14 protein-coding genes and 1 tRNA gene are annotated in these 13515 nt (G+C 65.0%); 5 read left to right on the forward strand and 10 right to left on the reverse strand.

Features of this window, described 5'->3' with window-relative positions:
- The first annotated feature begins 21 nt into the window (after window positions 1-21).
- The gene (locus tag VH326_RS08060; protein ID WP_329631291.1) at window positions 22-1854 is read left to right on the forward strand and encodes a DUF262 domain-containing HNH endonuclease family protein; all 1833 of its coding nucleotides are present in this window, start codon (window positions 22-24) and stop codon (window positions 1852-1854) included.
- A 37-nt stretch (window positions 1855-1891) separates the two neighbouring features.
- Complete coding sequence (locus VH326_RS08065; protein WP_329631292.1) at window positions 1892-3862, forward strand: hypothetical protein; 1971 nt, start codon at window positions 1892-1894, stop codon at window positions 3860-3862.
- 90 nt (window positions 3863-3952) lie between these two features.
- Here the strand turns inward: VH326_RS08065 and VH326_RS08070 are convergent.
- Window positions 3953-4027 (reverse strand) — tRNA-Thr (locus VH326_RS08070).
- A gap of 95 nt (window positions 4028-4122) precedes the next feature.
- Between VH326_RS08070 and VH326_RS08075 the strand changes: the two genes are divergently transcribed.
- Window positions 4123-4260 (forward strand): hypothetical protein, encoded by a 138-nt coding sequence (locus VH326_RS08075; protein ID WP_329631293.1) that lies wholly within the window; start codon window positions 4123-4125, stop codon window positions 4258-4260.
- Window positions 4261-4270: 10 nt separating this feature from the next.
- Window positions 4271-5308, forward strand: coding sequence for a glycosyltransferase family 2 protein (locus tag VH326_RS08080; RefSeq protein ID WP_329631294.1), 1038 nt, complete (start codon window positions 4271-4273; stop codon window positions 5306-5308).
- A 5-nt stretch (window positions 5309-5313) separates the two neighbouring features.
- On the opposite strand, the gene VH326_RS08085 is transcribed toward VH326_RS08080, so the two are convergent.
- Together VH326_RS08085 and VH326_RS08090 are read right to left on the reverse strand one after the other, a co-directional pair.
- Window positions 5314-6045, reverse strand: coding sequence for a class I SAM-dependent methyltransferase (locus VH326_RS08085; protein WP_329631295.1), 732 nt, complete (start codon window positions 6043-6045; stop codon window positions 5314-5316).
- 26 nt (window positions 6046-6071) lie between these two features.
- Window positions 6072-6500, reverse strand: coding sequence for a GtrA family protein (locus VH326_RS08090; protein ID WP_329631296.1), 429 nt, complete (start codon window positions 6498-6500; stop codon window positions 6072-6074).
- Between the two features lie 359 nt (window positions 6501-6859).
- Between VH326_RS08090 and VH326_RS08095 the strand changes: the two genes are divergently transcribed.
- Entirely contained in the window at window positions 6860-8632 is a 1773-nt protein-coding gene (locus VH326_RS08095) for an AcrB/AcrD/AcrF family protein (protein WP_329631368.1), read from the forward strand.
- Between the two features lie 17 nt (window positions 8633-8649).
- Here VH326_RS08095 and VH326_RS08100 read toward each other — a convergent pair whose 3' ends face one another.
- The 7 genes from VH326_RS08100 to VH326_RS08130 form a co-directional block, all read right to left on the reverse strand.
- Window positions 8650-9276 carry a MarC family protein gene (locus VH326_RS08100; protein ID WP_329631297.1) on the reverse strand — a complete coding sequence of 209 codons (627 nt, stop codon included), beginning with the start codon at window positions 9274-9276 and terminating at the stop codon, window positions 8650-8652.
- Window positions 9273-10031: a hypothetical protein gene (locus VH326_RS08105; RefSeq protein ID WP_329631298.1), complete on the reverse strand. Its 759-nt coding sequence runs from the start codon at window positions 10029-10031 to the stop codon at window positions 9273-9275. Before VH326_RS08105 ends, VH326_RS08100 begins: the two co-directional genes overlap by 4 nt.
- 1 nt (window position 10032) lies before the next feature.
- Window positions 10033-10908 carry a bifunctional methylenetetrahydrofolate dehydrogenase/methenyltetrahydrofolate cyclohydrolase FolD gene (gene folD, locus VH326_RS08110; RefSeq protein ID WP_329631299.1) on the reverse strand — a complete coding sequence of 292 codons (876 nt, stop codon included), beginning with the start codon at window positions 10906-10908 and terminating at the stop codon, window positions 10033-10035.
- 39 nt (window positions 10909-10947) lie between these two features.
- A complete protein-coding gene (locus VH326_RS08115) occupies window positions 10948-11253 on the reverse strand; it encodes a YggT family protein (RefSeq protein WP_329631300.1) in 306 nt (101 codons plus the stop codon).
- Between the two features lie 44 nt (window positions 11254-11297).
- Entirely contained in the window at window positions 11298-12197 is a 900-nt protein-coding gene (gene argB / locus VH326_RS08120) for an acetylglutamate kinase (RefSeq protein WP_329631301.1), read from the reverse strand.
- Between the two features lie 105 nt (window positions 12198-12302).
- Window positions 12303-12944 carry a queuosine precursor transporter gene (locus tag VH326_RS08125; RefSeq protein ID WP_329631302.1) on the reverse strand — a complete coding sequence of 214 codons (642 nt, stop codon included), beginning with the start codon at window positions 12942-12944 and terminating at the stop codon, window positions 12303-12305.
- Window positions 12945-13095: 151 nt separating this feature from the next.
- The gene (locus VH326_RS08130) at window positions 13096-13506 is read right to left on the reverse strand and encodes a hypothetical protein (RefSeq protein WP_329631303.1); all 411 of its coding nucleotides are present in this window, start codon (window positions 13504-13506) and stop codon (window positions 13096-13098) included.
- Between the last annotated feature and the right edge of the window lie 9 nt (window positions 13507-13515).

Genomic DNA, 13515 nt, shown 5'->3' on the forward strand with positions numbered 1-13515 from the left:
GATGGACAAGGGAGAGCGCCGTTGGGGATCAAGCCGGACCAGCTGTCGATAAGGACGCTATTCGAGCAGAAGCACACCTTTGCGGTCCCGAAATACCAGCGCGGCTACGCCTGGAACGATCAAGCCGTCTCGGACTTCATCAGCGATATCCGGCGCTGCCTGTCGCGGCGGGTTGAGGGCGGAAAACTCAACCATTTTTTCGGCGGCATAGTGACCGTGCCGAACGCGCTGGGCGACTCCAGCCGCTCCAACTACGAAGTCATCGACGGGCAGCAGCGGCTGGCATCGTTCGTTCTCCTCATCGGCGCACTTGTCGCGGAGATGCGCAACGTCCTCGGCGACCTCACCAAGAAGGCCAAGCCATCCGACGAGGAGAGCAAGGCCAGCACCTTCCTAACGAACACGATGGACACGCTGTCGAAACACTATCTCCATTACCGGGACAGCATCGCTCTCGAATACGTGGATGTGCCGAAGCTGACGCTTTCGCAGGCCGACCGGGACTTCTTCGTAGCCCTGCTCGATGGAAAGTCTCCGAAGAGCGAACGCGCCTCCCACGATCGACTTCAAACGGCGTGGGACCTGCTTACGGAATTCGTGAAGAACGCGCTCCTGTCCGGCGGACTCTCGACCAGCGCCGAGCACATCAAGCTGCTGGCGGAGCGCGTTCTGGGCGAGGACTGTACGGTGATCTTCATGTCATCGGACACGCGCTCGGAAGCATATCAGATTTTCCAGGTCCTGAACGATCGTGGCGTGCAGCTCACAGACAGCGACCTGCTGCGTGCTCGCACGATGGAACTTCTCGACGATGCGTCATTGGCGGCTGTCCAGGACAAGCTGGCTGGGGCCTGGGACGAAGTGCTGGCTTACGAGCCGGGCGAAATCGACACCTATCTGAAGTGGTACTACTCAAGCCATCAGGGCAAGCGCCCATCGCCGTCCGAACTGACGGAACAGTTCCTCGCCAATCGCTTCAACGCACCGCCAGACGTCAAGATGACGAAGACGCTCGCCGGCCAGATCGTTGACGAGGTCGATCGTATGGACGCGGCCTTCTCCCTCCTCGAGGACATGGGTGACGGCAACTGGCCGTTCTCTAAGGACAAGAAGACGGTGCAGTGGGATCGCGAGCGCCTTCGGATGCTCGTCACGCACCTGAAGCACACGAACGCGATGCCCCTGCTGCTGGCACTGCGGGAACTGGAATCGACGCGCTTCGCAGAAGCCGTCGCCCTGCTCGAACGCTTCGTGTTCCGCTATAAAACGATCGGCAACGCGCACATCAGTCCGATGACCGAGCTCTACCTGAAGCACGCCAAGAAGATCCGCGACGACGTCGGGGCCTACAAGATGTCCAGTCTGCGCAACGACCTCACCACCCTCGTCGACAAGATGGTGCCCCTCGACCTGTTCGAGGCCAGCCTTCGGCAGCTCCGCTACAATAAGCGTGGTGGCAACGGCCACATCCGGTACCTTCTCATCGCCCTGGAGGACTATCGCGACTGGTTCGATAAGGGCGCCAACGGCGTACCGAAGTGCAAGAACAAGTCAGCCATCCTGGACTTCTCTAATACCACGCTGGAGCACATATACCCTCGCTCGGCGAAGCCAGCAGACAAATCGGCTTCGCTTGAGCCGTTGAAGGACACGCTAGGGAACCTGGCAGTCTTTGGGCCCGACGACAACGACGCCCTTGCCAACAAGGCGTTCGACGAGAAAAAGCCGATGCTCGCGAAGTCTAACATCTCCCTCAACCGCGACGTTGGAGCGCTGACCTCGTGGACGAAGACGGTGCTCGACAAGCGCGCGAACGACCTGATCAAGATGGCGCTGAAGGTTTTCGTCCCCTGACAGCCCATATCGCTCGCCTTTCTGGGCCGATGCGGCCATGACCGATAAGGCGCTTCAGCGTATCGTTCGTCGGCTGTCGGAAGCCCAGAAAGGTGGCAACCTTGACGCCGTTGAGCGCGAGCTCGCAGCGAATGCCTCTCAAGGCGTTTTTGCCGCTATCCGCGAACAAAAAGTTCTTGCGCAAGGCGGTGCGGCGATCAGGAAGCGTTTCGCGGAGATCGTTTCGACGCAGCTCGAACCGCATCTCGATGGGAATGCTGCCGAAGAGTATCGGCGCTATCTTGCCCTTGTGCTCGAGATTGGCTCGCTTCGCGATCAACTCAAGGCTGCGGTCGGCACTGAAAGCCTTAAGCTGCCTCGAATCTCGTTGAAACAGCTGATGGCGGTTGCGGAACGGACTTTCTCGCGCGAGGTCGAGCGGGCCGCCACATCGCGCGCGCCGCTACCATCCGAAACTTCCGTGAGTGAATACGAGAGGTCGATTCACGAATTTTCGGGCTACGCAAACGACGTGATGTTCGGAGTGCTCCGCGCCTTAAACGAAGTGTCGTCCCGCGTTGGTGGCCGGGCACTCCGTCGACCGGACGCTATTGAACGGTCGCTCGGTCCATTCCGGCGCATTACCCTGCTCGCCAGTCAACTGAACGGCTTAGAATATGTCTTGGACTCGACCAGCTTCGGAGAATGCTCGATTGCAGCGCATGACCATAAGCGACGCCTCTTCCGTTTGGAGCTGGTCGACCTTCGACTGACCACGATCAGGCAGCTGGCGATACGCCGACGCCTTATCCATGTTGCCACAGGTCATCGTCATCCACGTTTCGTCCGCGAGCAGCTGGCGGCAATACAATCGGCCTTCCTCGCAGACGCCGTCGAGGAATATGTCGAGCTATCCGGCAGTCGGGACTTGGAAGTGGGTAGTCTGGAGGCGCTGGAGCGTCGCGGCACCCTCCTTCTCAACGACATAGATGCCGAGGACGATCTCATCTACGTTTCCGGTCGAGGAGGCGCCCGGATCCCAACGCTTTACCACGTGTCGATGGCGCTGCGCTGGTCGTCCATGGCGGCCGAGCACGTAGCAAAGGCGCTCCCCGGAAGAGCACGCCGCGATTTCGGGGACGAGGTCCAGCTTTCGTATTTGCTCGGTGGCTTGCCGCGCCACGAAGAAAGGGAAGCCGCGAGACTAGCATGGAATGACTTGACCGTGTCGCTGCCAGCCAGGAGCCACTTCGAGATCCTGCGGCGCCCGTTCGTGAGAACCGGCGAGGGATATGCGCGTCCGGCGAGGCCAGCTGACATGAGCGGCTGGGCGACTGTCGTTCGGGAAGTCGCAAATACGGGTGGAGAAGTCGGGAGGCTTTTCGGCTCGGTGTGGGAGGAATTCACCGCTGCCGGGTTCGCAGATACCGGATGGGAGATCGTTGGGCGCAATGTCTCGATAAGCGACGGGGGCAGCAAGCTCACCGAGGCAGACATGCTGCTCCTTCGCGACGACTTGCTGCTCGTAGTCGAGTTGAAGGCGCTGACTGGATCCGGAATCACTCCTTACGATCATTGGAAGGCCCGAAGGATCATTGAGAAGGGATGCAGGCAGGCGCTGCTAGCCGCCAACACGCTGCGCGATCGGCCTAAACTCCTCTCCTCGATCGTCGGTCGCTCTGCCGCGGCGAGGATTTCAGCCATCCAGCCACTCGTGCTCAGTAGCGATGGGATGTTCGATGGCTGGTCTCATCTTGGAGTCCCGGTCGCAGGGGAGACAATCCGAAAGGCGATCACGGTCGGGACGAAGGTCGAGATTTTCGACGGCAGGACGTTGGAGGTCGTTGAGACAACACATCATCTACGCGCCGAGGACCTGACCACCGAGACCATATTACGAGCGCTCAGAGAGCCTATCGAGCTAAAGATCGCTCCCGAGCAGGGCGCCGTAGAGATGGCCGCTGTCTCGATATTGGGCGCGACGTTTCTCGTTCCAAACCCGACCGCTGGCGAAACCAGCGTCGCATAGCGTCATTGAGGGCTGCCTGCAGATCGTGATGGCCCCGTGATGACCCGCCCCCGGGGGGGAGGCGGAAATCTCGCCTAAGCCATTGAAAAATGGTGCTGCCGGTGAGGATTGAACTCACGACCTCAGCCTTACCAAGGATGCGCTCTACCACTGAGCTACGGCAGCACTCGACGAGCGGGCCGGGGCCCTTCGCGGAGGCGCGCCTATGTCCGGCGCCCCTGATATTGTCAAGGCGGCGGGACCGGGTTTAGGCAGGGGGCATGCCCGTGAACGACGAAAAGGCCGCGCGCCTTGCCGCGCAGCTTCGCGCCAACCTCAGGCGGCGCAAGGAACAGGCGCGCGGCGCGGCGCCCGCCGCTCCCACAAAACCCGATGACGCGGAGCGCGGGGACGCCTAAAAGCTGCGCCATGCACCGTCCCCAGCTCTCGATCGTCGTCCCGTGCTACAACGAGTCCGCCTCGCTCGACACGCTCCACGCGCGAGTGACGGCGGCGGCCAAGGCCGAGGTCGGCGAGGATTACGAGCTCGTCCTGATCAACGACGGATCGAAGGACGACAGCTGGCCGATGATGCAGCGGCTGTCGGCCGCCGATCCGCGGCTGGTCGCGATCAACCTGTCGCGCAACCACGGGCACCAGCTCGCGCTGACCGCCGGGCTCGATCTGTGCGCGGGCGAGCAGATCCTGATCATCGATGCCGACCTGCAGGACCCGCCCGAACTGCTCGGCGAGATGCGTCGCGCGATGGCAACCGATAATGCCGACGTCGTCTATGCCGTGCGCCGCAAGCGCGACGGCGAGACGTTCTTCAAGAAGGCGACCGCGGCAGCCTTCTATCGCTTGCTCGATCGCGTGACCGACACCCCGATCCCGCTCGACACCGGCGATTTTCGGCTGATGTCGCGCCGCGCGCTCGACGCCTTCCTGAGCTTGCCCGAACAAGCGCGCTTCATCCGCGGCATGGTGGCGTGGATCGGCTTTCGCCAGGTGCCGTTCCCGTACGACCGTGCCGAGCGTTTTGCGGGCGAGACCAATTACCCGCTGTCGAAGATGCTGCGGCTCGCGTTCGATGCGATGACCGGCTTTTCGACCAAGCCGCTGACGTTCGCCAGCCATGTCGGGGTCGCACTGGCCGGGGCGTCGGTGCTGCTGTTGATCTATATCGCCGTCGGCTTCCTGTCGGGCAGCGCGGTGCCGGGCTGGACGAGCCTTGCGTTCATCGTCGTGCTGCTCGGCGCGGTGCAGATGTTCGTGCTCGGGATGATCGGCGAGTATCTCGGGCGGCTCTATGTCGAGAGCAAGCGGCGGCCGCTCTATCTGGTGTCCGACGTCGCGGGGCCGGTGCAGGGATCTGCCAAGCTCGGCTATCGCGCAGGGGACGGGCACAATGTCGCGGTGGCGCCGACCGCTCCCGAACTGATCAGCGAGCCCAAGGCGGCCGAATAGGTCCCTTAGAACTTCGGCGTCGCAAGCGTCAGGATCGACACCCCGACCGGCATCGGCATCCGCCCGACCAAGTGGCGCTCGGCGCGGAAGATCGCTTCGAACAGTTTGTTGACCGGCCCGGGCGGCGGGGAGTCGTCGCTGTCGTCGCGGCCCGTGATCCGCCCCGCGACTCGCGCAGCCGCGGCCAGCGGAAACAGCAAGGAGTTGAAGTAACCGAGCTTGTGGGGAACGAGCCCCGCCGCGTCGAGCGCCTTTCTAAGGCTCGCCTTCGAATAGCGGCGATGGTGGTGGTTCACGACATCGTGCGCCGACCACATCCATTGGTGCGCCGGCACCGCGATAAGGACCTTGCCGCCGGGTTTGAGGCAGTCCTTCATCGCGCGCAGCGCGGCGACGTCGTCGTCGATATGCTCGACGACGTCGAGCACCGCGATCATGTCGTACGCGCGGCGCGGCACGCCGGGGAGCGCGGGCAACGGCGCATCGCCGACGGGCTTGCCGAGCCGCCGGCTCGCGATCGCACGCGCCGCGGGGTCGATCTCGATCGCGTCGACCGTGCCGAATTGCCGGAGCATGACCAGATTGTGCCCGGTCCCGCACCCGATCTCGAGGATATGCGCCTCCTCGGGCAGGTTCGCTTCGCGCGCGATGTAATCGTGCAGCACGTCGCGACGCGCGGTGTACCACCAATGCGTCGAATCATGCTCGGCCATGCGGTCGTAGACGATTCTATCCATTCGGGCGCTTCATCAGATTTCGGCCATCACGCGAATACCAGCCAGCGGTTGAGGATGAAGGTGAAGATCGTCGCCACCGCAACCGCCGGGAGCAGCGGCACCCAGGCCGGATAGCCGAGCTGCGCGGTGCCGATCCAGGTGATGACGGCGTTGATCGCCATCCCCGATGCCTGGACGCCGACGAACTTCACTTGCTGCATCCCGCCGGGATCGCGGCTGCCATAGCCCTTGAAGCTCCAGCGGCTGTGCAGGAAGAAGCCCGCGGTGACCGCAATCGCGAAGGCGAAGGGCACCGCATAGACCGCCTGCGGCCCGCGAAAGACCCAGGCGGTCAGCGGCAGATAGATCGCCGAATAGATCAGCGTCGAAATTCCCCCCGAAATGCCGAAACGGATCAGCTGACCGAGCAGCCCGCTTTCTCGCCATGTTTCGATTTGTCGGTGGATCGCGGTCACATGCTTGCCCTGGAGGTGCGCGCCGCACTAGGGCCTGCACCCGCCCCCGGCAATGGTCGTGATCGCCGGAGAGCCACGCTGGCAAGAAACGTAGCGCAGTCGCGTAGCTGCAGCTACGCGCAAGCAAGTGACGCCGTCCAGCGCGGCTCTCCGGGCGACCGCGAAGCGGCGGCCGGATTTTGGCGCAGGATCGTCGTCGCCGCGTCAGTCACGATGCCTTGGCATCGCTCCTTCCTGGCTCCTCGTCCTGCACCAAAATCCGCTCCGTCACGGCCGTTGCCGGGGGCGGGTGCAGGCCCTAATGCGCGTTAGCGCGCGAGGGAAGCATTTTGACGAGCACCGAACAGCAGTTCCGCGCCATGGGCGAGGAGATCGACCGCCACTGGATACGCTACGCGCTGCTCGCCTGGCTGTTCGTCGCGCTTTGGTATCTCGGCGCGCAGTGGGAGCAGATCCAGGCGCTCGGGCTCGGCGACACCGACGACAATATGCGGCTGATGCAGGTCCGCGCGCTGCTCGACGGCCAGCGATGGTACGATCTGCGCAATTACTACCTCAACCCGCCAGGCGGGTTCGACATTCATTGGAGCCGAATCGTCGATCTGCCGATCGCGGGGCTGATCGTGGTGTTGCGACCGTTCGTCGGCACGCCCGAGGCCGAGCGGATCGCCTGCGGAATCGCGCCGTTGCTGCCGCTGGCGATCGCCTTTGTCGGATTGGGCGCGACCGCGCGGCGGCTGATCGGGCGGCATGCCTGGCCGCTCGCGATCGCGCTGCTGGTGCTGGCGTGCAACTCGACGATGCTGATGTTCGCGCCCGACCGGATCGATCACCACGGCTGGCAGCTCGCAATGCTGAGCCTGACCGTTGCCGGGCTGTCGGACCGCAAGGGCGGGCGCGGCGGCGCGATCGTCGGCGCGGCGTCGGCGGTCAGCCTGTCGATCGGGCTCGAGATGATGCCGTACGCGGCGATGGCGGGGGCGATCATCACGCTGCAATGGATCTGGGATCGCGGCGAGGCGCGCCGGGTTGAGGGCTATGCGCTCGCACTCGGCGGCGGGACCGCGCTCGGCTATGCCGCGTTCGGCTCCTACGCCAACATGGTCCAGCGCTGCGATGCGCTGACCCCGGTCTATCTGACGGTGATGATCGTCGCGGGCGCGTTGCTGTTCGCGCTGGCGCGGCTCAACCCGGCGTCGCGCTGGGTGCGGCTCGGGCTTGCCGTGCTGGCGGGCGCGGTGATCGTCGCCGGGTTCGCGTGGCTGTTCCCGCAATGCCTGGGACGGCCCGAGCAAGTCTCGCCCGAGCTGGCCAGGAACTGGCTCAACAACGTCCGCGAGGCGAAGCCGATCTACACGCATCCGTTCCGCCAGGCGTTCCCGATCGTCACGCTGCCGCTGATCGGACTGCTCGGCGCGTTCGTCGCGGCCAGGCGCGCGATCGGCGAGCGTGCGCCGAACATGGTCGGCTGGGCGGCGGTCGCATTGTTCACGCTGTTCGCTTGCCTGATGCTGCTGTGGCAGACTCGCGCGGGGCCGGCCGCGCAATTGCTCGCGGTGCCGGGCGCGGCGGCGTTGATCTGGATCGCGGTGCCGCTGATGCTGGCGAGCGGCAACATGCTGGTGCGCGTGTTCGGCACCGCGGCGGTGGTGCTGTTCGCGAGCGGGGCGTTCAGCGCGCTGTCGGTCCAGTATCTGCCGATCGACAAGCCCGATGCGCGGAGCAATGCGATCAACCGCGCCGGCGCGCGCTGCCCCGCATACGGCAACCTCGTCCAGCTCAACCGCTATCCCGCGGCGACGGTGTTCAGCTTCGTCGACCTCGGCCCCCGGATCATCACCGTGACGCACGACAAGGCGGTGGCGGGGCCGTATCATCGCAACGGCGACGCGATTCTCGACGTCCAGCACGCATTCGGCGGCAGCCCCGAGCAATTCCGCGCGATCGCCGCGAAGCATAATGCGACCTATCTGCTGGTCTGCCCCAACATGGCCGAATCGACGATCTATCGCGCGCGCAATCCCGGCGGGTTCTACGACCGCATGGCGCGCGGCGAGACGTTCGCGTTCCTTCAGCCGCTGCCGCTGCCGCGTAATTCGCCGCTTCGGCTGTTCAAAATCTCCCCTCCCTGACAGGGAGGGGAATAGTGTCAGCTGAGCCCCAGGCTGATCCGGATTCCGTCGATCACGAACTGCACCGCGAGCGCGCCAAGCAGCACGCCGAGGATTCGCGTGATGACCGATTCGACCCGCGCGCCGAGCAACCGCATCAACGGGCCGGCGGCGAGCAATGCGACGAGCGTCAGCAGCAGGATCGTCGCCAGCGCGGCGAGCACCACCGCCACGCGCTCGACGCCGTGGTTGCGGCTCATCATCAGCATCACCGAGGCGATCGAGCCGGGTCCGGCGATCATCGGCATCGCCATCGGAAAGATCGAGACGTCGTCGAGCTCGGGGTTCGAGGCGACCTTGGCGGCGCGGTCCTCGCGGCGCTCGGTGCGTTTCTCGAACACCATTTCGAGCGCGATCAGGAACAGCATGATCCCGCCCGCGATGCGGAACGCCGACAGGCTGACCCCGAGTGCGTGGAGGATCGCTTCGCCGACCGCGGCGAATACGAACAGGATGATGGAAGCGACGAACACCGCGCGGATCGCCATCGAGCGGCGATGCGCGGGACTCGCGCCGTTGGTCAGCCCGGCATAGATCGGCGCGCAGCCGGGCGGGTCGATCACGACGAAGAAGGTGACGAGCGCGGAGAGGTAGAGTTCGATCATTTGTTAGCTGGCGAACCGGCGACTTTGTCGTCGATCACTGGCACATAGCGTTTGCCATCCCAGAGCGACGCGCGAAAAAGCCGGGAGCCGTCGGCCGCAACCTGCCAATCCCAAGTGATCGTCCCGTCGGTTCCCCCGCCATGACCGCATTTAGCATTTTCGGGGCAGACGTAGACGACGTCATCCTCCCATGAGGGTGGAACGCTACAGTGGGCGACCTTGGTCAAAGGCACCTTCGGTACAGGGCGCGGCTTCGCTAGCCCATCTCCACCGTCGCTGATCCATCTCCAACTGCCATCAGCTTGGTGCTGCCACACCGTTGAGAAATAGCCGACCTTGCCATCGGGCCGTCGCCAGCCGCCGGTATTGACCGCAAGTTTGCCATCGCACGAAATATAGCTCGCGGTCGGCCACCAATCGATCGCCTGCACGGGGTTCTTGCGATCCTTGAGCCATTCGCGCGCGTTGATCGGCTGCGACACGAAGATCACGGCGTCGTCCGCCGACCATTTGCGAAAGGCGGTCCATTGGCCGATCGTCCTGGCGTCCTCGGCGAAGGCGCGTTCGGCGTCGATGGGGGTCATGTTCCTTGGTTGAAGCGGCGCCGCCAGCGCCGATTGTCCTCTTCGACCATCCCGTTCCGCCTCCCCGGCGAAGGCCGGGGCCCAGTTGCGAGCCGCGCGAGATTGGACCCCGGCCTTCGCCGGGGAGGCGTGTGACAGGGAGAGCGTGGCGAGAAACAGCGTGACCAACATTTCACAGCGCCCCCTTGTCGTACGGCACGCCAGCGCGGCGATGCGCCGAGACCAACGTATTCCTGAGCAGGCAAGCGATCGTCATCGGCCCGACTCCGCCCGGCACCGGCGTGATCGCGCCCGCCACGCTCAACGCGCCGGCGAAGTCGACGTCGCCGACTAGCCCTTCCGCGGTGCGGTTGATGCCGACATCGATCACCGTCGCGCCGGGCTTGAGCCACTCGCCCTTGATCATGTGGGGCCGCCCCACCGCCGCGACGACGATGTCCGCGCGCTTGACCACGCTCGACAGATCGCGAGTCCGCGAATGCGCGACGGTGACGGTGCAATTTTCGCGCAGCAGCAATTGCGCGACCGGCTTGCCGACCAGGTTGGAGCGGCCGATCACCACCGCGTCGAGCCCGCTCAAGTCGCCGAGCGTGTCCTTCAATAGCATCACGCAGCCGAGCGGCGTGCAGGGCACGAAGCCATGCAGCCCGCTCGCCAGCCGCCCGACATTTTCGGGGTTCAGCCCGTCGACATCCTTGTCGGGCGCGATCCGGGTGAAGATGCGGGCTTCGTCGAGCCCGGCGGGGAGCGGAAACTGGACGAGGATGCCGTCGACCGCGGGATCGGCGTTGAGCCGGTCGACCAGCGCCTCGAGGTCGGCTTGCGTGGTATCGGCGGGGAGGATGTGCTCGAAGCTTTCCATCCCGGCGGCGATCGTCATCTTGCCCTTGTTGCGGACATAGACCGCCGACGCGGCGTCGTCGCCGACCAGCACCACCGCCAGCCCCGGCGCGCGACCCGCGGCCGCGCGAAACTGCGCGACTCGCCCCGCGATCCGCTCGCGCAACCGGTGCGCGAACGCCTTGCCGTCGATGATGCTTGCCGTCATGCCGCTCTCCTTAAAGCGCAGCGCGCGGCGGCGCCAGCATCACAGCGGAACGGCGCCGACCCACCATAGTTCGAGGCGCGGGATGACGATGTCCGACAGGATGTAGAGGATGATCAGCACCACCAGCGGCGACAGATCGAGCGCGCCGAAATCGGGCATGATCCGCCGGATCGGGTTGTACAGCGGATCGGTCAACTTCTTGAGCGCGAGCCAGATCGCCCGGACCGTCTCGTTGTAGGTGTTGATCACGTTGAACGCGATCAGCCACGACATGATCGCCTGGACGATGATCACCCACCACACGATGATCAGCAGGTATTCGATGATTTGCAGCAGCGTGATCAATTGGCTCTCCGTCGCCCCGGTGTTCTACCGATATAGTACAGCGCTCACGCCCTGACCAGCGTCCCCGCGCCGCGCCGCGTGAAGATTTCGAGCAGCATGCCGTGCGGCACGCGCCCGTCGAGGATGACCGCGGCGGCAACCCCGGCCTCGACCGCGGTGACGCAGGTGTCGACCTTGGGAATCATCCCGCCCGAAATCGTGCCGTCGGCCTTCATCGCCTCGATCGCCGATCGGTCGAGGTCGGTCTGGAGCTCGCCGGCCTTGTCGAGCACGCCCGGGACGTCGGTCAGCAGGAAGAACCGGGTCGCGCCCAGCGCGCCGGCGATCGCGCCCGCCATCGTATCGGCGTTGATGTTGTAGGTCGCGCCGTCAGCGCCGAGCGCGACGGGGGCGACGATCGGGATGAAGCCGTCCTTCGCCAGGTTGATCAGGATCGTCGGATCGACCTTCACCGGCTCGCCGACGAAGCCGAGGTCGACATGCCGCTCGATCCCCGAATTGGGGTCGGGCTCGGTGCGGGTGACCTTCTCGGCCAGCACCAGATTGGCGTCCTTGCCCGAAATCCCGACCGCGCGCCCGCCGAGCGCTGCGATCCAGCCGACGATTTCCTTGTTGATCTTGCCCGCCAGCACCATCTCGGCGACCTCGGCGGTGGCGGCGTCGGTGACGCGAAGCCCGCCGACGAATTGCGATTCGACCCCGAGCCGCTTGAGCATCGCGCCGATCTGCGGGCCGCCGCCATGCACCACCACCGGGTTGATCCCGACCGCCTTCAACAACACCACGTCCTCGGCGAAATCGCGCTGCGCCTCGGCATCGCCCATCGCGTGCCCGCCATATTTCACGACGAAGGTCTGGCCGGCGTAGCGCTGTAGATACGGCAACGCCTCGACGAGCGTTTCGGCCTTGGCGAGCAAAGCGGGCGAAGGGGTGTGGTCGGTCATCGGGATGGCTTTAGCGCCCCCAATCATTTCCGTCATCCCGGCGAAGGCCGGGATCGCCGCGCTGGCGAAGACGGGCAGCGGCCCCGGCCTCCGCCGCGGCGACGGCTACTCGCGATCGAGCCACTTCCCCAGCGCGACGAACCCGGTGATCAGGAACGGCACCAGCACGATCGACAGCACGACCTTGGTCAGCATCTGGCCTTCCATCAGCCCCAGGATCGGGCGCTCGCCGTAGAACGAGATTGAGATGAACAGGATCGTGTCGACGATCTGGCTGATCACGCTCGCAACCATGCCGCGGAACCAGACCAGGCGGCCCTGGCCCTCTTGTCCCTTGAGCTTGGAGAAGATGAAGACGTTGAGCGTCTGCGACGTGCCGTAGGAGATGAACCCGGCGAGCATCATCCGCACGCTTTGCCCGACGACGATCGGAAAGGCGTCGATCGCGGGCGGGTACATGCCGGGGTCGTGCGGCAGCGCGAGGACGAGCTGGATCAGGATCGCCGAGGTGAACAGCGGCACGAACCCGAACCGGACCAGCGCCGTCGCCGCCTTTTGCCCGTGCAATTCGGCAACCGCGCTCGACAGCACGACGAGGATCAGGAAGCCGAAGATTCCCGCCTCGACCGCGAGCGGACCGAGTGCGACTTGCTTCACCCCCAGCACGCCGGCGATGCAGACCATGCCGCCGTACAGGATCGAAAAGACGAAGAGCGAGCGAGGGATCGCGAGAGCGGGTTTTTCCATAGGCGCGGACGCTAGCGCGATTTCCGCGCGCGTCAAACGCTGGGCAGGGCGCGCTCCCGTTTCATCACCCCGGCCCTGAGCCGGGGTCCCGCTTTCGTTGCAGAAGGATGCGGGATGCCGGATCAAGTCCGGCATGACGGATCGGGTTCGGCTACTTCATCCGCTTGTTGCACGCGCTCCAATATTGCGGCCACTTCATGCCCGCGGGCACTTTCTTCGCGGCGCTGTCGGCGCGCCATTGTGCGCCGCACTGGTGCTCGCGCTCGTACATCGCCTTTTGCGCGGCGCTCGGCTGGCCGGCTGGCCGGGCGGCGGGCTTGGCGGCGACGGCGCGCGCCGGCTTGGGCGCCACGGCCGCGGCGGGCTTGGGCATTCCCGCGCGGCACGCGGCGAGGAACTGGTTCCAGGTCTGCCCGGCGGGCAGCGTGTTCGCTTTCTTCGCCGCCTGGTATTTGGCGCCGCACACCTGCATCGCATTCTCGGCCGCCAAGGCCGGGCTGGCGAGACCGATCCCGGCCAGCATGGCCGCCGCGATCGCGAGTTTCCGGATATCTTGAGTCATGGTGTCACT

Origin of the sequence: Sphingomonas sp., assembly GCF_036269755.1 — a bacterium.
Lineage (GTDB): Bacteria > Pseudomonadota > Alphaproteobacteria > Sphingomonadales > Sphingomonadaceae > Sphingomonas.

What these genes read in the sequence shown, in the direction of transcription:
- VH326_RS08065 (WP_329631292.1), top strand. Translation starts at nt 1,892, where the DNA reads ATGACCGATAAGGCGCTTCAGCGTATCGTTCGTCGGCTGTCGGAAGCC.
- VH326_RS08075 (WP_329631293.1), top strand. Translation starts at nt 4,123, where the DNA reads ATGCCCGTGAACGACGAAAAGGCCGCGCGCCTTGCCGCGCAGCTTCGC.
- VH326_RS08080 (WP_329631294.1), top strand. Translation starts at nt 4,271, where the DNA reads ATGCACCGTCCCCAGCTCTCGATCGTCGTCCCGTGCTACAACGAGTCC.
- VH326_RS08085 (WP_329631295.1), bottom strand. Translation starts at nt 6,045, where the DNA reads ATGGATAGAATCGTCTACGACCGCATGGCCGAGCATGATTCGACGCAT.
- VH326_RS08095 (WP_329631368.1), top strand. Translation starts at nt 6,860, where the DNA reads ATGGGCGAGGAGATCGACCGCCACTGGATACGCTACGCGCTGCTCGCC.
- VH326_RS08100 (WP_329631297.1), bottom strand. Translation starts at nt 9,276, where the DNA reads ATGATCGAACTCTACCTCTCCGCGCTCGTCACCTTCTTCGTCGTGATC.
- VH326_RS08105 (WP_329631298.1), bottom strand. Translation starts at nt 10,031, where the DNA reads ATGTTGGTCACGCTGTTTCTCGCCACGCTCTCCCTGTCACACGCCTCC.
- folD (WP_329631299.1), bottom strand. Translation starts at nt 10,908, where the DNA reads ATGACGGCAAGCATCATCGACGGCAAGGCGTTCGCGCACCGGTTGCGC.
- argB (WP_329631301.1), bottom strand. Translation starts at nt 12,197, where the DNA reads ATGACCGACCACACCCCTTCGCCCGCTTTGCTCGCCAAGGCCGAAACG.
- VH326_RS08125 (WP_329631302.1), bottom strand. Translation starts at nt 12,944, where the DNA reads ATGGAAAAACCCGCTCTCGCGATCCCTCGCTCGCTCTTCGTCTTTTCG.
- VH326_RS08130 (WP_329631303.1), bottom strand. Translation starts at nt 13,506, where the DNA reads ATGACTCAAGATATCCGGAAACTCGCGATCGCGGCGGCCATGCTGGCC.